This window comes from bacterium (genome assembly GCA_016703265.1).
GTDB lineage: Bacteria > Krumholzibacteriota > Krumholzibacteriia > LZORAL124-64-63 > LZORAL124-64-63 > CAINDZ01.
Window position 1 is genome coordinate 1 of the sequence record JADJCK010000005.1, and the last position, 17,801, is coordinate 17,801.

General features: G+C 67.6%; 15 protein-coding genes and 1 pseudogene. 8 read left to right on the forward strand and 8 right to left on the reverse strand.

Annotation, left to right across the window (positions count from 1 at the left end):
• Positions 1-200 precede the first annotated feature (200 nt).
• The 3 genes from IPG61_09750 to IPG61_09760 form a co-directional block, all read right to left on the reverse strand.
• Positions 201-857 carry a hypothetical protein gene (locus IPG61_09750; protein ID MBK6734356.1) on the reverse strand — a complete coding sequence of 219 codons (657 nt, stop codon included), beginning with the start codon at positions 855-857 and terminating at the stop codon, positions 201-203.
• 874 nt (positions 858-1,731) lie between these two features.
• On the reverse strand, positions 1,732-3,783 hold the full coding sequence (locus IPG61_09755) for a sodium:solute symporter (GenBank protein MBK6734357.1): 2,052 nt from the start codon (positions 3,781-3,783) through the stop codon (positions 1,732-1,734).
• A complete protein-coding gene (locus IPG61_09760) occupies positions 3,780-4,343 on the reverse strand; it encodes a methylated-DNA--[protein]-cysteine S-methyltransferase (GenBank protein ID MBK6734358.1) in 564 nt (187 codons plus the stop codon). Before IPG61_09760 ends, IPG61_09755 begins: the two co-directional genes overlap by 4 nt.
• A 325-nt stretch (positions 4,344-4,668) precedes the next feature.
• Between IPG61_09760 and IPG61_09765 the strand changes: the two genes are divergently transcribed.
• The 5 genes from IPG61_09765 (at position 4,669) to IPG61_09785 (ending at position 10,013) form a co-directional block, all read left to right on the forward strand.
• A complete protein-coding gene (locus tag IPG61_09765; protein ID MBK6734359.1) occupies positions 4,669-5,136 on the forward strand; it encodes a helix-turn-helix domain-containing protein in 468 nt (155 codons plus the stop codon).
• Positions 5,109-5,348 carry a hypothetical protein gene (locus tag IPG61_09770; protein ID MBK6734360.1) on the forward strand — a complete coding sequence of 80 codons (240 nt, stop codon included), beginning with the start codon at positions 5,109-5,111 and terminating at the stop codon, positions 5,346-5,348. The genes IPG61_09765 and IPG61_09770 overlap by 28 nt, the downstream gene beginning before the upstream one ends.
• A gap of 214 nt (positions 5,349-5,562) precedes the next feature.
• A complete protein-coding gene (locus tag IPG61_09775; GenBank protein MBK6734361.1) occupies positions 5,563-8,313 on the forward strand; it encodes an insulinase family protein in 2,751 nt (916 codons plus the stop codon).
• Between the two features lie 69 nt (positions 8,314-8,382).
• A complete protein-coding gene (locus IPG61_09780; protein MBK6734362.1) occupies positions 8,383-9,348 on the forward strand; it encodes a hypothetical protein in 966 nt (321 codons plus the stop codon).
• 11 nt (positions 9,349-9,359) lie between these two features.
• Positions 9,360-10,013, forward strand: a complete 654-nt coding sequence (locus IPG61_09785) for a thioredoxin family protein (protein MBK6734363.1) — start codon at positions 9,360-9,362, stop codon at positions 10,011-10,013.
• Between the two features lie 104 nt (positions 10,014-10,117).
• Here the strand turns inward: IPG61_09785 and IPG61_09790 are convergent, their stop codons facing one another.
• The 4 genes and pseudogenes from IPG61_09790 to IPG61_09805 all read right to left on the reverse strand — a co-directional run bounded on the left by IPG61_09790 (position 10,118) and on the right by IPG61_09805 (position 13,958).
• Positions 10,118-11,197 carry a hypothetical protein gene (locus IPG61_09790; protein MBK6734364.1) on the reverse strand — a complete coding sequence of 360 codons (1,080 nt, stop codon included), beginning with the start codon at positions 11,195-11,197 and terminating at the stop codon, positions 10,118-10,120.
• A 104-nt stretch (positions 11,198-11,301) separates the two neighbouring features.
• Positions 11,302-12,507, reverse strand: a pseudogene (gene hybB, locus IPG61_09795) (Ni/Fe-hydrogenase cytochrome b subunit).
• Positions 12,465-13,373, reverse strand: coding sequence for a 4Fe-4S dicluster domain-containing protein (locus IPG61_09800; protein MBK6734365.1), 909 nt, complete (start codon positions 13,371-13,373; stop codon positions 12,465-12,467). Before IPG61_09800 ends, hybB begins: the two are co-directional and overlap by 43 nt.
• Positions 13,374-13,616: 243 nt before the next feature.
• Positions 13,617-13,958: an acyl-CoA thioesterase gene (locus tag IPG61_09805; GenBank protein ID MBK6734366.1), complete on the reverse strand. Its 342-nt coding sequence runs from the start codon at positions 13,956-13,958 to the stop codon at positions 13,617-13,619.
• Positions 13,959-14,213: 255 nt separating this feature from the next.
• Here IPG61_09805 and IPG61_09810 point away from each other — a divergent pair, with 255 nt between their 5' ends.
• Together IPG61_09810 and IPG61_09815 are read left to right on the forward strand one after the other, a co-directional pair.
• On the forward strand, positions 14,214-14,993 hold the full coding sequence (locus IPG61_09810) for a c-type cytochrome (GenBank protein MBK6734367.1): 780 nt from the start codon (positions 14,214-14,216) through the stop codon (positions 14,991-14,993).
• A gap of 11 nt (positions 14,994-15,004) precedes the next feature.
• The gene (locus IPG61_09815; GenBank protein MBK6734368.1) at positions 15,005-15,442 is read left to right on the forward strand and encodes a heme-binding domain-containing protein; all 438 of its coding nucleotides are present in this window, start codon (positions 15,005-15,007) and stop codon (positions 15,440-15,442) included.
• Positions 15,443-15,488: 46 nt separating this feature from the next.
• Here the strand turns inward: IPG61_09815 and IPG61_09820 are convergent, their stop codons facing one another.
• Positions 15,489-16,094, reverse strand: coding sequence for a hypothetical protein (locus IPG61_09820; protein MBK6734369.1), 606 nt, complete (start codon positions 16,092-16,094; stop codon positions 15,489-15,491).
• A gap of 605 nt (positions 16,095-16,699) precedes the next feature.
• On the opposite strand from IPG61_09820, the gene galE reads away from it, so the two are divergent.
• A complete protein-coding gene (gene galE, locus IPG61_09825) occupies positions 16,700-17,782 on the forward strand; it encodes a UDP-glucose 4-epimerase GalE (protein ID MBK6734370.1) in 1,083 nt (360 codons plus the stop codon).
• The last annotated feature ends 19 nt before the right edge of the window (positions 17,783-17,801 follow it).

Below are 17,801 nucleotides of genomic sequence, written 5' to 3' on the forward strand. Positions count from 1 at the left end.
TTCCTCGGCCTGCGTCGGCTCGGGGTGCGACTGGCGGACGTTGCCGGCTCACTGCCCGCCACCGGACCCTTCAATTGCGGCCGGTAGGCGTTGTAGGTGCCGCGGGAAAGCTGGCCCTTAGGGTCGGTCGGGGTGTCGCAAGGTCCGCGATGCGGCGCGTCTCGATCTTCTTGCCGGAAGCCCGGCGAATGGCCGCGACATCAAGGCTGCGATTGCCGAAGCGCGAGTTGACACATGGTGTAGTCGGTGACGTTGCGCGTCTCGCCGATCAGGACCACCGCCCGGTGACGCGGCGCCAACCGCCTGATGATCCCGGGCCCGGGCAGGTCGCGGTCCCGGCAGAAGCTCCACCAGTAGTGTTCCACGCCGGGCAGGCGATCCCAGTCGTTGTTGCCCTGCCAGCCCCCGTTGCCCCAGGCGAGTTCCGGAGGCAGCGGCGCCCAACCGACCCAGCCGCCGCCTTCGCGCCAGGCGACCCAGGCGGGAGCCCACTCCCGGCCGGCACCCAGCACCATCCGTCGTACGGATCGTCGTACCAGCGGCCGTATTGATAGGTGGCCCAGCCCCAGTCCTCGTTCGCAGCCCAGGCCCAGCCGTAGTCGGTCCAGACCCATTCGCCGTCGGTGTAGGGGCGCCAGTCGACCAGCTTGTCGTACGGGCTCCACCAGGCCGTAGCGATTCGAACGGATCCAGTCCCCGTAGGGCGCAAGGGCACTGTAGAAGTCGCTCTCGTCGGTTCCGTAGGCAGCCGGGGCGTAGCCGGCGGGTTGCCCCGGATCGTAGGTGCCTGCGCACCCGCCGACGGCGAGTATCGCGAGCAGCGTCGCGAATGCGATCAGCAGGTTCGGCTTCTTCATGGTTGTCTCCTGTCCCGTGTCACGGTGTCATCGCGATGGTCTGCGCCAGCCATTGGTCGCCGACGCCGAGCACGACGTAATAGGTGCCCGCCTTCAGTCTTGCACCGCCCTGGTCACGCCCGTCCCAAACCAGTGTCAACGGCAGCGTGCCGCCGTCTCCGTCGCGAGCCGGCGCACGAAGCTGGCCCGCCTGTCGTAGATGCGAAGTGATGCGCTGCCGCCGAGCGACCCCTTCGATCGTGAGGCGGACGCCTGTTGAAGGGGTTGCGGAGCATCGTCAGGGTCATCGGAACCGCAGCGGGCCCGATGAAGTGACGGACCCGGAGCCGGTCGGTGCCCGCGCTTGCCCACCACCACAGGCGCCCGGCGTGCCGTTGGGAAACATCGGCTCCGCGTAGCCGTCCAGGTCCAGTTGATGATGGCGATGTAGGGCCCGGCGTTCGCACCGGCGACAGTCAGGGCCGCGAAGCCGGGCGGCGCGACGGTGCCGGCGCGCCTGCCGCGAAATGCGCACAGGCAAAGGGAATACCGGAATGCAGATGCCGGCAGTGCTGTCCGCACGCTTTCCCCGAGCCCGGCGCATGGCGGAACCCCAGTCCTGGACGCAGCGCCAACGACAACCGCCCGCGGCTGGGCCTGGTGCGGTCGGCGAGCGTCTGCTTCCTGTCAGGGAAGAGCGCAAGCACCGGGCCGGAAGCCGCGTCAGGGACCTGGAAGAGTGGACCGGTGGCCAAAGGCGGTTGCGGGGGCGACTTTCGGTGGAGAATCACGGCCTGGTCGGGGGTGAAAGCCGCCGGTGCCACAGCGGGGAGCGTTCGCGAGGTGTGTTCGGGGCATCACAATGATCGGCCGCCCCATCAATCCGGGAGATCTTTCAGCCGTCGGTGCCGCGGTCCTCGTGCACGTACCCGTCATCCGAGTCGTCGCGCTTGCGGTCGCGCAGGTCACGCAGCATGCGGCGAACGTCGCGCACGCCGCCGATGGTGAACCAGATCATCACCAGCGACGAGACGACGATCTCGATCCAGAAGCGCGTGTGCCAGAAGCGGAGCCATTGTGTGTCGTAGCCGGACCAGCCGCCGTCCGTCAGGCGGCGGGAAAGGAAGAAGATGGTGCCGATGGCGAAGACCGCCATCCAGGCCAGGTTCCAGCTCCAGGTCATGACGTAGAGGAACTTGTCGCGCCGGCCGAACTCGTCGGTGATGCCGATGGCGCGCCAGCCCCGCGAAACCGCCTGCCCCGTGCCCTCGAACTCGCCCGCCACCGCCCACTTGCCGCGGTGCAGCAGCCGGTCGAGGTCGAACACGCGGCGCTTCACCAGCTGCTGGCCCAGCGAAACCGCCACATAGACCACGGCGCAGACCCACATCGACCAGCCCCAGACCTGCTGGCCGTTGGGCAGGTTCGCGTCGATCCAGGCGGCCCAGGACTCGGCCTGCGCACGGCCCGTGAAATCCAACAGGCCCCAGAACGGCGTGCCGGTCTCGTGCCAGGCGCGCTTGGCCTGCTCCAGCACGAAGCCGGTCATGGTCAGTGTCACGCCGGCGATGCCGGCCGCCCAGGCGCCCGCCGTGGTGCCCCAGCGCGTGTAGAGCCCGCCGATGATGACCGCGCCCGACCAGCCGGCGAAGATCGCCCCGGTCAGCGCGAAGAACAGGAGGATAGCCTGGCTCTGCTTGTAGAACAGGCTGAAGACGAAGGCGAACAGTCCCACGCCGACCACGGCCAGGCGCAGCGTGCGCATGTGGACGGTCGGCGCCAGCGGCGCCCGGCGCAGCGGAATCAGCACGTCCTGCACGAAGATGCTGCTCCACGAGTGCATGTAGGTGGCCAGCGTGCTGATCGAGGCACAGAGCATCAGCGCCGCGAAGGCGCCCAGCAGGCCGGTGGGCAGCAGGGCCGACAGCGTCAGGGGGCCGCGCATCTGCGAACGCAGCGCGTCATTGGGGATGCCGTCGAGCTTCGCCTGCACGCCCCCGGCCAGGCCGCTCCAGTCGGGGTGATGCAGCACCGTATAGATCAGGATCGGCACGAAGGTCATGAACATGCCCTGCCCGATGCCGCGCCACAGTCCCAGCACGTTGCCCATCTTGCCCTCGTGGGCGGAACGGGCCGAGGTGTTGTAGGCCTGCGTGCCCTGCCACGACATGGCCCCGTAGAACAGGCCGATGACGCCGATCAGGAAGTAGGTGACGTTGAAGTCGGCCACGTAGCCCGTATCGAACGGGTTGACCTTCGACAGCCCCGGCGGCGCCTGCCTCATCACCGTCGAGACATCGTCCCAGCCCACCTTCTGCAGCAGCCATGCCGCCAGCACCAGGAACACGACGTACGCGAACACGCCCTGGATGAAGTCGGTGACCAGCACCGAGACGTGCCCGCCCGAGAGCACGAACCACACGGCCGAACCCAGCGTGATGAACATGATCGTGGGGTACAGCGGCAGTGCCAGCGGGCCCAGGTGCCACACCTCGGGCAGGCCCAGGTAGTGGATGAAGAACCGCGCCTCGACGGCCGGGAAGATGCCGAAGTTGATGAGGCCGGCGCCGAAGGCCACGCTGCCGGCGAAGATGCGGAAGCGGCGGCTGTAGCGGCGCTCGAAGAACTCCGAAAGTGTCAGCGCGCGCGTGCGCCGGAAGCGGTAGTTGACCCAGCCCGTCACCGTCACCACGGTCATGAACAGCGACATGCTCAGGCCCCACCAGCCCATGGCGAAGCCCGCCTCGTAGCCCATCTCGAGGTTGGCGACGATGGTGATGCCGCCCACGGCGGCAATGCCGGCCGAGACCGTCAGCAGGTAGCGACCGGCGCTGCGCCCGGCGGCCAGGTAGTCGGCAACACCGCGCATGTGCCGACGCGTGAGCAGCATCGAGCCCATAATGACCGCGTACATGCCGACGATGATGAGCCAGTCGAAGGGTGTCAAAACAGCCGGGGCTCCTCGATGCGGGTTGTGTCACCCCGGGTTGAGTCGCCCAGTGTGTGGCCTTCAAGCCGCAGCAGGCGCGCCTTGGTGTCGATGCCGCCGGCAAAGCCCACCAGCGACCCGCCGCGCCCGACCACGCGGTGGCAGGGAATCAGGATGGGCAGCGGGTTGCGGCCGGCCGCCTGGCCGACTGCGCGCGTGGCGGTCGGCTTGCGCAACGCGCGAGCCACTTCGCCGTAGGTCCGCAGCTTGCCGTAGGGGATCTTCTGCAGTTGCTGCCAGACCCGCCGGTCGAAGTCGGTGCCGCAGGGATCCAGTTCGATGGTGAACTCGCGGCGCTCGCCCACGAAGTACTCGGCCAGTTCGTCCCGCAGCCGGCCGAACGCACTGTCATCTTCCCTCACCGCCACGTCGGGGCCGTACTGGTGCCGCGCCGCGGCATGCGCAAGCGTGTGGTACTCCCAGGCTCGGGGCAGGAACTCCAGCCGGGCCAGCCCGGCCGGACCCGCCACCGCCAGCAGGGGGTCTAAAGCCGTTCGCAGCAGCGTGTAGCACACCATGTGGTGACTGTACCATCGCCATAGGCCCCGCGCACCGTATTAGTTGTGCCGCCGAAATTGTGTCCGGCCCAGTTGATGCCCCGGGCCGGACATGAACACCAACACCAACACTTTCGATCCACCCCACTGTCCCAATTCCAACTGCCCATTCCACAGAGAGTTGCGCCAAGGATGGCGTTTCAAGCGCATTGGCTACCACTGGAGTCACTGCCAGAGAAAGCGTATCCCCAGGTTCCTCTGCCTGTGCTGCCGCCGCTCCTTCAGCTCCCAGACGTTCGCGACTTCCTATTGGCTCAAGCGACCCGACGTCCTTGGGCAGCTCGTCATGAAGACCGTCGGATGCATGGCCAATCGCCAGATCGCCCGTGAACTGCGGGTCGCACCCTCCACCATCGACCGCCAGCTGGCGCGGCTCGGCCGCCATTGTCTGCTGTACCACACGCAGCAGATGCAGGACGCCAAACCGGCGTCCACCGTCGCCATCGACGGCTTCGTGACATTCGAACATTCGCAGTTCTGGCCCTTCCACCACCATCCGGCTGTCGAACCCGAGTCAGATTTCATCGTCTACTTCACCGATAGCGAGGTGCGCCGATCAGGCTCCATGACCGATGCCCAGAAGCGCAAGCGCGAGCGCCTCGAGCAGCAGTACGGACGGCCTGATCCAACCTGGCGGACATGCTGCTGCGGCACAGCAGCGCGAACCACCGGCGCGAGACTATCGCCTGGTCGAAGCGACGGCAGGCGAGCGCCGAGCGGCTGGCGGTGTTCCTGGTGTGGCGCAACTACCTGAAGGGTCGCCGGGAGAAGGTCCGCGGGAGTCCGACGCCGGCCCAGGTGCGGGGGATGCGGGCGAACCGGCTGGAGATTGCGGAGTTGCTGGCAGGACGGTTGTTTGCGAGTCGAATCACCTTGCCGGGGCGTTGGCTGGAGTACTACGGGCGGCGGGTGTGGACACGGGTGCTGGAGCGGCAAAGGGCGCATGAGCTGAAGTACGCATTCTAGACTCCGGAAAGAGAGCCGGCCGCGCCATTGCCTGACGCGGCCGGACACAATCTCGGCGGCACAACCAGGGCGTTGCATCCGGGCTTTCCGGCCCTTAAGCTGAAACCGGCGCCGGGTCCCGTCCGTACCTCCCTTTCGGGCCCCATCCGCGCGCGGGTCCCCGACCCGCCGCGGCCACCCAGCAATCCTCCCGCAGCCGCGAAGGGATCCTGCCGTGAATCTCCGCCGAATCGTGTCCCTGTTCGGGTTGATGGCCGTGCTCGCCGTCGCGCCGACCGTCACCCTGGCCGCCCCGGCCGCCGGGGTCGCCGACCTGCCCGAGTTGAAGTTCGAGAAGTACACCCTGGACAACGGCTTGCAGGTCATCCTGCACGAGGACCACAGCCTGCCGACGGCGGCCGTGAACGTGTGGTACCACGTCGGCTCCAAGAACGAGAAGCCGGGACGGACCGGGTTCGCGCACCTGTTCGAGCACATGATGTTCCAGGGCTCGGAGAACCACGACAAGGACTACTTCCTGCCGCTGCAGAAGGTGGGCGGGCAGGTCAACGGGTCGACCAACAACGACCGCACGAACTACTGGGAGAATGTGCCCTCGGACCAGCTCGAGATGGCGCTGTTCCTCGAGGCCGATCGCATGGGCTGGCTGCTGCCGGCCATGACCCAGGAGAAGCTGGACAACCAGCGCGATGTCGTGAAGAACGAGAAGCGCCAGGGTGAGAACCGGCCCTACGCCAAGAGCCGCGACCTGCTGCTCGGCCTGATGTATCCCGAGGGCCACCCCTACAGCTGGCCGGTGATCGGCAGCATGGAGGACCTGTCGGCGGCCTCGAAGGAGGATGTCTCCGAGTTCTTCCGCCTCTACTACGCGCCGAACAACGCATCGCTGTGCGTGGCCGGCGACTTCGATCCCGCACAGGTGAAGGAGTGGATCGCGAAGTACTTCGGCACCATTCCGCCGGGCAGCCCGGTCGACCGCCTGGAGTCCTGGATCCCGCAGCTGGACGGCGAGCGTCGCGCCCTGGCCGAGGACGCCGTCGAACTGCCGCGCCTGTACATGCAGTGGCATTCGCCGGGCTGGTACCAGGAGGGCGATGCCGAGTTCGACCTGCTGGCCGACATCGTCGCCACCGGCAAGACGTCGCGGCTGTACAAGACGCTTGTCTACGAGAAGCAGATCGCGCAGGACATCTTCGCCACGCAGTCGTCGCGCGAGATGAGCGGCACCTTCGGCATCACCGCCACGGCGGCGCCCGGCCACGACCTGGCTGAACTCGAGGCTGCCATCGACGCCGAACTGAAGGCGCTTCTGGCCAAGGGCGTCACCGACCGCGAAGTCGGCCTGTCCCGCACCCGTTTCCAGGCCGATGCGGTGCGCGAACTGCAGCAGATCGGCGGTTTCGGCGGCAAGGCAGACCGGTTGAACCGCTACAACGTCCTGGTGGGCGATCCCGGCTACCTCAAGGCGGATCTGGCGCGCTACGACGTTGCGAACGCAGCCTCGGTCAATGCCTGGATGCGGCGATTCATCGACCTCGACCGCCGCGGCGTGCTCTGGATCGTGCCGCAGGGCAAGCTGGCCGCCGCCAAGCTGGACGTCGACCGTTCGCAGCTGCCCGCCGGCGGCCGGCCCGCAGCCTTCACGCCGCCCGCAGTGCAGGCGGCGACGCTGCCCAACGGACTGAAGTTGTACCTGGTGGAGAAGCACGAGTTGCCGCTGGTCGAGGCGCGCCTGGTGGTCAACGCCGGCTGGGCCGACGACCCCCTGGACCGCCAGGGCACCGCCGCGCTGACGGCAGACATGCTGGACGAAGGCGTGGTCGGACATGACGCGCTGGCCCTGTCCGAGGCCGTCGAGGCGATGGGCGCGGAGCTGCGCACGGAGAGCAACTTCGACGGCACCCAGGTCTCGCTGAACATGCTGCGCGGGAAGCTCGATGAGGGCCTGGCGCTGCTGGCCGACGTCGCCCTGCGGCCCACGTTCCCCGAAAAGGAATTCGAGCGCCTGCGCGGCAACTACCGCGGCCGCCAGAAGCAGGAAGCGGTGCAGCCGCAGGCGCAGGCGATGAACGAGTTCCAGCGGCGCTGCTTCGGCGCGGCGCATCCCTACGCGCAGCCGGCCTCGGGTGTCGGCACGCGCCAGTCGCTGGACGCGCTCACGCGCCAGGACCTGGTGACGTTCCACGGCTCGTGGTTTGTGCCGGCCAACGCCGCGGTCGTCGTGGTGGGCGACCTGACGCTGGCCGAGGCGACGGTCGCCGTCTCCCGCGTGCTCGGCAACTGGCGGAACGCCTCCACGCCGAAGCGCGTGCCGCTGCCGGAGACCGGTTACCAGGGCCCGCGGCTGGTCGTGATCGACCGTCCCGGCGCCCAGCAGAGCCAGATCATGGGCGGGTACGTCGGCATGCCCCGCGGCGATGCCGATTTCCCCGGCTTCGAAGTGCTGAATTCGGCGTTCGGCGGGCAGTTCGCTTCGCGCATCAACCTGAACCTGCGCGAGGACAAGGGCTACACCTACGGCGTGCGCTCGCAGCTGGCGGCGTATCGCCAGGCGGGCGTGTTCCTGATGAGCGCGCCGGTGCAGACGAACGCCACGGCGGCCTCGATCAGCGAACTGCTGGGCGAGATGCGCCAGGCGCGCGGCGACCGTCCGGTGGCCGGCGACGAGCTCGCCGACAGCAAGGGGCGCCTCGTGCAGGGCTTCCCGCAGCGCTTCGAGACCTTCGGCGGCACGGCCCGCCAGTTGGCCGACCTGCTGGTGGCCGGGCTTCCGGTCGACGACTGGCAGTCCTACGTCGGCCGCATCCAGGCGCTCGGTGAAGCGGACCTGGCCGCCGTCGTGGCGCGGCACCTGGATCCCGAGCGTGTGGTCTGGGTCATCGTCGGGGACTGGTCGGCCATCCAGGACGGCTTGCGTGGCCTGGAACTGGGCGAGATCGAGGTGGTGGGCGCGCCCCGGTCCTAGGGGCCACATCGCAGGCGGTGCAACCCGGACGGGTTGCGGGGTCCGGGGGCCACGGGTATCGTGGCCCCCATGCTTTTACCTGCGCCCAACATCCCCGGTCCCGGGCCCGACCCGCGGCGCCGGACCACGGCGGCGGAGCGCGCCGCAACGGCCGGCGCCCTGTGGTTCTGCCTTCTGCTGTGCGGTTTCGTGGCCGCCTGCGACCGCAAGCCCGTCCCGGAGCCTGTCGCGGAGGCGCAGCCCGCAGCGGCGACCGGCCCCCTGGTGACGTTGGCCGGCGCCGCCGAACCGGCGACGGCCGGCCCCGGCGGCACGGTAACGCTGGTGTGGCGCCTGCGGAGCGCCGAGGGCTGGCATCTTTACGGGAACGGGCGCAACGATTCAGGGTTCGCACCCCGCGTTCAGTTGACCCTGCCGCCGGGCTGGACCGCCGGCCCGCTGCTGTGGCCGGCCCCGGCCCGCCACGTGTCGGCCGGCGAAATCCTCGATCACATCTACGAGGGCGAACTGGTGCTGCTGCAGGACGTGGCGATTCCCGCCGATGCGGCGATCGGGAACAACATCCAGCTGCGCGCCCGCTGGGAGTGGCTGGCGTGCCGCGAGAGCTGCGTGCCGGGTCTCGATTCACTGGTCGTGAACCTTGCCGTGGATCCGGCCGCGCCGGCAACGCCGGCGTCGCCGGCGCTGGCGGCGGCCCGCGAGAAGCTGCCGCAGCCCCTGCCCGACGGCCTGGTGGACCTGAAGTGGGATGGTTCCACGCTGCGATTCGATCGCGTGTCGCCGGCTTCCGGTCGGCTGACCTTCATGCCGGACACGGACTGCGCCGAACTGGTGGACCTGCTTCATGACGGTGTGGGTGAGAGCCTGGCGCTGCGCGTGGCGACAGCCGCCGGCGGTGACCAGGGCCGCGCGGCGTCAGTGCGGGGTGTGCTTCTCGTGGAATCCGCGGGCGGCCCGGCCCGCGCCTATACCATCGATGTGCCGGTAGACAACCGCGCCGGCAGTGATGCCGGCGCACTCCCCAACGGAGGCTGATCATGAGACCCATGCGAGTCCTGACCGTCGCCCTGATTGTCCTGTCCCTGGCTGCCGGCCTGGCGTTCGCCGCCGCGCCGCCGGCGGCCAAGGAGGCTCCCGCGCTGACGCCTGCCGCCGCCGGCGTCGTTCCCGGCGATGTGGCCCCGTCCTTCTCGCTGAAGGACACCAACGGAGTCGAACACACCCTGGCGCAGTACCTGGCCGACGGCAAGATCGTGGTGCTGGAGTGGTTCAACCCCGACTGCCCGTTCATCGTCAAGCACCACCAGCTGAATCGCACCATGAACGAGACCTTCATGGTGCTCCAGCACAAGGGCATGGTCTGGCTGGCCATCAACTCGGGTGCACCGGGCAAGCAGGGCGCCGGCCTCGAGCGCAACCAGAAGGCCCACGCCGACTACGAGATGCCGTTCCCGATCCTGCTGGATGAGAGCGGCACCGTGGGCCGCGCCTACGGGGCCAAGACCACACCGCACATGTTCGTGATCGGCAAGGACGGCAAGGTCGCCTACTCGGGGGCCATCGACAACGATCCGTCGCCGACGAAGCCCGGCGAGCGCAACTACATCGTTTCGGCGCTGCGGGCGCTCATGGACGGGCGCGCGGTACCCGAGCCGGCGACCAAGCCCTACGGCTGCAGCGTCAAGTACGGCGACAAATAGCCTCGCCCGCCCGGATCACCGCGAAGAAACAAGGGCCCGGTCGTCAGACCGGGCCCTTCCCATCCTCACCACCCCACCCGAGACGGCGTCGCCGCCCGCTCAGGTCACCGCCTCGGCACCTTCGTGCCGGGCAGCTTGGCGGGCAGCATGGCCTCGTCATGGCAGTCGGTGCACGACGGCGTCACCGCGAAGTCGAGGTTCAGGTGGCAGCTCGCGCACTCCAGTTCGCGGTGCTCCTCGTTCAGCTTGAGGCCGGTGACGGCATGGTTGAACGAGCCCACTTCCCAGTGGATGTGGCATGAGGTGCAGCGCCGCTCAGGCGTGCGGAAGTCCTGCGGTTCGCCGTGGCACGTGTTGCAGGCCACGCGCTTGTGGTACGGATCCAGGCTCCAGCCCGTCGAGATCTTGTGGTCGAACTCGGGCTTCGAACCCTTGGAGTGGCAGAAGGAGCAGTTGCGCTCGGCGTGACAGGCACCGCAGGTGGTCACGTGGTCGAGCTTCTTCTTCACCTTCGTGCCGTCCTTCGAGTGGCAGCTGGCGCAGCTGTCACCGCGGTGGCAGTCCACGCACTGCAGGCCGAACTTCTCCACGTGATCCCCGTGGTGGAACGTCACGACCGGGCCCGTGGGCTCGGTGGTCTGGTACGTGTAGGTCGGCGTCGCCTTGATCATCGGGTGTCGCGTGCCCACGATGTCGGTGGGGTCATGCGCCGCGGGGGCCTGCTTGGCGCCGGCGGCGTTCTTGTCCGGCGCCTGCACATGGCAGAAGCCGCAGGCGTTCTCGTGGCTCCAGTCCAGGTGGCAGTTGATGCACTGCCGGTGGTAGGCGCCCTTGAGCGCGGGCTGCCGCAGGTCGACCGTCGCGCGCGTGGGCTCATGGCACTGGCGGCACGGCGGCACGGCGCCCGTGGCCGGCGAATAGTGATGGCAGTTCGTGCAGCCGCCGGTCATCGCCGACATGTCGGCGTGCAACTGGTGCGCGAACACGACCGGCCCGTAGAGATTGGCCAGCTGGTCGATGATGACGATCTCCGGCCCCTCGTCCGTGGCATGGGTGCCGCGGAACTGGGCGCCGTGCCGCTTGCACGACTGCAGGCAGGGATTCTCGTGCGTCGGCGTCGGGCAGCCGTGGCACGCCGCGCAATCGGCCGGATGTCGTGGTGTTGCCCGGCTTCTTGGCCGCACCGGGCTTGGCGTGGCCCGGGTCCATCATCTGGGCGGGGCCGGCCACGGCGGCGATGCTGCCCAGGGAAACCAGGCAGAGCAGGGCGACGAATGCCGTCTTGAGGTTACGCATGCGGGGCTCCTTCCTCGTCCGGCAGGATGGGGAACAGGAAGATGAACAGCCGGTAGATCAGGACGAGCAGCGCGATGAAGCCCGCCGTCAGCAGCACTTCTGTCCAGGCCGGGATGTACGGTCCTTCACTGAAGGGCGGTGTGTAGCCGATGACGAAGACGTTGATCCGGTTCAGGGCCACGCCGAACACGACCATGGCGGCGGCGCTGAACAGCCAGGCGGGCCGTGCCGACGCAGCCGGTGGCTGAGCAGGATGGCCATCGGGATGAAGATGCCGACGATGTTTTCCACGCCCCAGCTCACGGTCCGCAGCGAGAACTCCTGGAGGTAGACCCAGGACCCGCGATTGGCCATGTCCACGACCTTCGCGCCGAAGTAGATGGTCAGCAGGAACGGGATCAGGCGCGCAAGGGGACTGAGCACCGACATCTCGGGCTTCCGTTTGAGCGCTCGCGAGGCGAGCATCGATTCGAAGACCACCATCGACAGGCCCACGGCGAAGGCCGACAGCAGGAACTGCAGCGGCAGGATGGCCGTATGCCACAGCGGGTGCAGCTTGCTCGGGGCGATCGCCATCAACGTGCCCAGCGACGACTGGTGCGCGCAGGAAAGCACGACGCCCATGATGATGAAGAAGTTCATCACCCTGCCCAGCGTGTTGTCGATCACGCGCAGGAGGACTTCAAGGGCCCCGTTGAACACGCGCAGCAGGCCCGGCAGGTTCACATGGCCGCGAAAACGCTCGCAGACGATCGGCATGAACTCGCAGTACAGCACCGTCAGATAACAGCAAACGCACATACCGACTTCGAACAATGCCGAATTCCCCTGCCACATGGAGGGCATCAGCACGTGCCAGATGTTGTAGTAGCGTCCGAGATCCACGCAGACGCCAAGGGCCACGAAGGTGTACCCGAGCATGGCCGTCAGCAGTGCCGGGGCGCACCAGGACGTGGTAGCGTTCGTGGTGCAGGACGTGGGCAATGAACGCGGTCGTGAAGCCACCCGCGGCCAGGGCGACACCGGTGGCGACGTCGACGCCGATCCAGATGCCCCAGGGATACTGGTCGTTCAGGTTCGTCACCGCGCCCAGGCCGAAGACGAGCCTGGCGGCCAGCACGGCGAGTCCGGCCGCGGCGAGCGCCGTGATGCCGATCACGCCCGGGGTAAAGAACGGGACCGCCGCGCGCCCGAACAGGGGTGCGGGACGTTCGTGGTGGACTGCCGGACGCTTCGCGGCCCGGCCTGGCCATGGCGCCCCTTCGGCACGCAGCGCTGCACGCCGTCAACCTGCTGGTGGCTAGGCATGCTGGTCCTCCCCGTCCTGGTCGGTCGTTCTTGGTCCTGGTCGGATCCGGCGCCGTTGCGCCGGTCGGTCGACGACTTCATCAGCACGCTCAGCAGGCCGAAGATCATCAACGGGCCGCTGAAGCCGCGGAAGATGCCGTGCTGGATGGTCTCGGTGAGAACGGCCGGGCTCGGGTCGGAGAGCTCGGGAATGCCGCACTCGGTGAGCGGGCGGTCGGCGATCAACAGCCACGAGGTGCCGCCCACTTCGTGTTCGCCATACACCTCGGGATGGTAACGCTCGGGGTGCTGGGCAATGCGCTCGCGCGCCAGCTCCAGCAGCTGCTCACGCTTGCCGAAGAGGATGGCCTCGCGCGGACAGATCTCCGCACAGGCAGGCAGCTTGCCGACCAGCGTGCGCTCGGGGCACATCGTGCACTTCATCACGCGCGGCGTCAGGGCGTTTTCGTACTCGTAGGCGGGGATCTGGTACGGGCAGGCTACCATGCAGTACCGGCAGCCGATGCACTTCCAGGCGTCGTAGGTCACCGGTCCCAGCGGGTTCTTCTCGAGGGCACCGACGATGCAGGCCGATACGCAGGCCGGCTTCTCGCAGTGCATGCACTGCACCTTCACGTCCAACGGCTGTTCACGCCACGCCGGCGCGGGATAGCGGTTGATGACGGTGAAGTGCTCGTTGTCCGGCCGCCGCGCCTTCGGGGCCGCCGTGCCGGCTGCGGCGCCGGTCAGTTTCAGGAAATCCCGTCTGGTGACCATGCCATTCCTCCTGGAGAGATTCCCGTGCGCGGACTGGCCTGGGCGCCCGGGGCGATCACACCCTTCATCTTGGATATGGGGTTTCGGGAAGTCAAAGGAAATGTTAATTAATTGACATATGAAAGCGGTCTGAATTCTTAACGTGAAGTCAAATCATGGCTTAAACAGAAAATCCGACTCAATTTCAGGGATACTCGGGGTACCTGACCCGCCGGGAAAGCTGAGCGTGGGGTCGACGGGACGTCAGGCGTCGGGGGGCAGGGCGATGGGGCGTCCATCGGCATCGATATGGACGTAGGTGACTTCGGCCTCGGTCACGGGGATCACGCCGGCGTTGCCACGCCGCTCGGCCTCGACCATGACGCGAACCGTCACCGAAGTGCGGCCCCGCCGGATGGGCTCGGCATGGAAGGAGACGAGGTCGCCCACGTGCACCGGCTGCTTGAAGATCACCCGGTCCATGGCGACGGTCACGACCCGGATGCATCCGAGGCGCAGCGCGGCCACGGCGCCGGCCTGGTCGATGTGCGAGAGGATGACGCCACCGAAGATGGTGCCGTGGTGGTTGGTGTCGCGCGGCATCATCAGCACGCGGATCGCGGGGCTGTCGTGCGGTGACTTCAGGATGATCTCCCGGCCGGTTGGTGGAGACCCCAGCTTCGCAGGTCCGGCCCGGCCTGTCCACCGTGCGGAGGACCGGGCATGGCCGGATTCCGGATTCGGCCTATCATGTACGGTTTCCGTTCCGCGGTCCCGGAACCGGGGCGGCGCTTCCCGGCGCCTGCCACCTGCAGCAGCCCGTTCACGGAAGCCTGTTCACCTGAACCGGATGGAGAATCCATGTCTGACCGCATCCAGCTTCGCTGCGCCCCGTCCCATCGCACTTTGGGACGCCTGATCGCGGCCGGAGCCCTGTCTGCCGCCCTGTTGGCCGGCAGCGGTGCCGCTTCGGCGGCCGATGACGAACTGAAGAACCTGACCGTGTTCCCGAAGGACATCAGCAAGCGCGAACTGGTCGACACCATGAAGCAGTGGACCCAGGCCCTCGGGGTGCGCTGCGACTTCTGCCATGAGCAGAAGGTGCCCGGCGATTTCCAGAGCATCGACTTCGCCAGCGACAAGGTGGGCCACAAGGAAGTCGCCCGGCGCATGTACACGATGGTGCGCGACCTCAACGGCGGGCCGCTGCCGAAGGCGGCCGGCGAGGACGATGCCGCGGTCAACTGCTTCACCTGCCATCGCGGCCTGCCCAGCCCCACCACCCTCGAGCGCGTGGTGCTGCGGGCCACCCGGGAGAAGGGCGCCGAGGGCGGCGTGCAGAAGTACCGTGAACTACGCGAGCGCTACTACGGGAGCGGGTCGTTCGATTTCAGCCCGGGTACCCTGCAGTCGGTGACCGAGACGCTGGCCGCCGAAACGGCCACGCTCGACGCGGCGCTGGCCATGGCCCGCCTGAACCTGGAGATGAACCCGAAGTTCGCGGACGGCCACGTCGCCGTGGCGCAGATCCTCGAGATGAAGCAGGACAAGGCTGGCGCGTTGACAGCCGTCGAAGAGGCGCTCAAGCTGGACCCGAATCACCGCCATGCGCAGCGGCTGAAGCAGAAGCTGACGAAGTAGGAGGTCGGGTGATGGAGAAGCGGGGTCGTCGCATCGTGACGGGGATTGCCGTCGGGCTTGGCGTTGCCTTGGCGGGAGCGCAGCTGGTGCCCGTGGAGCGGGCCAACCCGCCGGTTCGCAACGACGTCGACGCTCCGGCAGAGGTGGCTGCCGTTCTCCGCGCGGCCTGCTACGACTGCCATTCGCACGAGACGCGCTGGCCGTGGTACAGCCGGGTGGCGCCGTTCTCGTGGTCCATCGCCCGGCATGTGGAGGAAGGCCGCGAGGAACTCAACTTCTCGGACTGGCCGGTGGTCGACTTCACGGCGCAGGACGAACTGCTGCGCGAAGTCGTGCGTGAGCTCGAAAAAGACGGGATGCCCCTGGCCAGCTACCGCTGGGGGCATCCCGAAGCTCGCCTGTCCGCGGCGCAGAGGGACCTCGTGGTCCGCTGGGCGCGCGGCGAATGATTCCTGGTCCAGGCCGGTCCCGCGTCCAGATCGGTCCCAGGTCCGCCTACCGGTACATCCCCTTCAGGTCGCCCCAGGTGGCGCCGTCGATGGCCACGCCGCCGCAGGGGGCTGCATTGTCGCTCAGTTGCACCGTGAACGAGCCGTACATCCCGGCGCCGTAGGTGCTGACCACGACCCAGTATTCGCGACCCGGCACCAGGTGGATGTCGTCCGAGGCGGTGAGGGCGCTGAGCGTACCCATGCCGTCGTCGTCATCATAGGCGACAACGTTCAGCGCGGGGGCCATCGGGTCGAACGGATCGCAGTACAGGGTCAGGACGGTGTCGGAAATGGTCGTCAGCGCCGGGTCGACGATGATCTCGACCGGGCCGCCGTCCGTCACCTCGATGCAGAAGATGTCGAACGCCATGCCGTTGTTCGCCGAATCCAGCATGGGGGCGCCACAGGCCGCATCCATCTCGGTGCCGTAGATGCGGTCGTAGGTCGGGCTTGAGGCGTCGAAGGTGCCGGGCAGCATCTGGAAGCCGGCCGGGCCGGGCTTGATGTTGACATTGTCGAGCTTCTTCTCCTGCGCCAGGGCCGGCAGGGCAAAGCCGATGGTAGTCACGCACACCGCAGTGAACAGACACATCATTTTCAAGGTACGCATGGATCGCCTCCGGCACGGACATCACGGCCCCAGGTCAGTGAGCCTAGGTCAATAGGATGATTCTAGCCCATAGCGCATAAAGTGTCAACAATAAATGCCGATAGGCAATTAATGCGGCATTCGGTGACATATGCCGCAGACAGGTCGCCGCCGGCTCCGGCAAGGTCCTGGCCGCCAACGGATTGGGCGAACCGGAGGGTCTGGAGTGGGTCCTCGGCGATTTTTGAAAAAAGCAGTGGTAACATGCGCGCAAAAGTGAGATCATCTGATCGAACTTCAAGCGTGCCGGAATCCCCCGGGGGTCCGGCGCGCGCTTGCGAGAGATGGCATGAGCCGCTAGACTGGACTGTATACCTGACGGGGGGTCGGGTATGTCTTCCGGTCGGCGAGGGGTCTTCAGCCCCGGTTTCAGCCTGTCCTCCAGACGGCGCGCGTGCGCGTCCGGCGCCCCGGATATTGTGCATGGCTGGGTTTGAGCTTTTCATTCCCGTCACGGTCCTGGTACATCACTTGACACCCATCAGGTCGTTGCCGTGCACAATCTCCGGGGCGTCGCCGCCAGCCGGCGCCGTCCCGCCCGGGGGAACCCACCGATGAGCCCTTCCATGAGCCTTTCCATTCTGGTCACCGGCGGCGCCGGCTATATCGGCAGCCACACGTGCCTGGAACTGCTGAAGGCCGGCCACCGGGTCACCGTCGTCGACAACCTCGACAATTCCAGCGAGGAGAGCCTGCGTCGCGTGCAGGCCCTGGCCGGTCGGGAACTGGCCTTCCACAAGGTCGACATCTGCGATGGCGGCGCCCTGGCCGACGTCTTTGCCGCCGACACCTTCGATGCCGTGGTGCACTTCGCCGGCCTCAAGGCCGTCGGCGAGAGCAGCCGCATCCCGTTGCGCTACTACGACAACAACATTACCGGCACGCTCGAACTGCTGAAGGCGATGGACGCGCACGGCTGCCGAAATCTCGTTTTCAGTTCGTCGGCGACGGTGTACGGCGACCCGGCAAGCGTGCCGATCACCGAGGAGTTCCCGCTCTCGGCCACCAATCCCTACGGGCGCACGAAGCTGTTCATCGAGGAGATCCTGCGCGACCTGTGTGCGGCCGATCTGCGCTGGACCTGCGTGCTGCTGCGGTACTTCAACCCGATCGGTGCGCACGAGAGCGGCCAGCTGGGCGAGGACCCGCGCGGGCTGCCCAACAACCTGATGCCGTATGTGATGCAGGTCGCCATCGGCCGCCTGCCCGAGCTGAGCGTGTACGGCGACGACTACCCGACCAGCGACGGCACCGGTGTGCGTGACTACATCCATGTCGTGGACCTGGCGCTCGGCCACTTGGCCGCGCTCGGAAAATTGGCCGCACCCGGAAAATTGGCGGCGCTCGATCGCCTGGTTCCCGGCAGCGGCACCGCGGCGCTGAAGGGTTGCGTGCCGATCAACCTCGGGACCGGTCGCGGCTATTCGGTGCTGGAGATGGTGGCGGCGGCCGAAAAGGCTTCGGGCCGTCCCGTCAGCTACCGTGTTGTCGCGCGGCGCCCGGGCGATGTGGCCGCCTGCTACGCCGACCCGGCGCGGGCGGCCGAACTGCTGGGCTGGCGCGCGGTCCGCGACATCGACCGGATGTGCGCCGACCACTGGCGCTGGCAATCCGGCAATCCCGACGGGTACCGCGACGCCGGAGCCTGACCGCCCGACCCCGTTCCTG

Excerpts from the sequence above, each read along its gene's own strand:
- IPG61_09800 (MBK6734365.1), bottom strand. The coding sequence starts at position 13,373 with ATGGTCACCAGACGGGATTTCCTGAAACTGACCGGCGCCGCAGCCGGC.
- IPG61_09765 (MBK6734359.1), top strand. The coding sequence starts at position 4,669 with ATGAAGACCGTCGGATGCATGGCCAATCGCCAGATCGCCCGTGAACTG.
- IPG61_09780 (MBK6734362.1), top strand. The coding sequence starts at position 8,383 with ATGCTTTTACCTGCGCCCAACATCCCCGGTCCCGGGCCCGACCCGCGG.
- IPG61_09810 (MBK6734367.1), top strand. The coding sequence starts at position 14,214 with ATGTCTGACCGCATCCAGCTTCGCTGCGCCCCGTCCCATCGCACTTTG.
- IPG61_09815 (MBK6734368.1), top strand. The coding sequence starts at position 15,005 with ATGGAGAAGCGGGGTCGTCGCATCGTGACGGGGATTGCCGTCGGGCTT.
- IPG61_09785 (MBK6734363.1), top strand. The coding sequence starts at position 9,360 with ATGCGAGTCCTGACCGTCGCCCTGATTGTCCTGTCCCTGGCTGCCGGC.
- IPG61_09820 (MBK6734369.1), bottom strand. The coding sequence starts at position 16,094 with ATGCGTACCTTGAAAATGATGTGTCTGTTCACTGCGGTGTGCGTGACT.
- IPG61_09805 (MBK6734366.1), bottom strand. The coding sequence starts at position 13,958 with ATGATGCCGCGCGACACCAACCACCACGGCACCATCTTCGGTGGCGTC.
- IPG61_09750 (MBK6734356.1), bottom strand. The coding sequence starts at position 857 with ATGAAGAAGCCGAACCTGCTGATCGCATTCGCGACGCTGCTCGCGATA.
- galE (MBK6734370.1), top strand. The coding sequence starts at position 16,700 with ATGAGCCTTTCCATTCTGGTCACCGGCGGCGCCGGCTATATCGGCAGC.
- IPG61_09760 (MBK6734358.1), bottom strand. The coding sequence starts at position 4,343 with ATGGTGTGCTACACGCTGCTGCGAACGGCTTTAGACCCCCTGCTGGCG.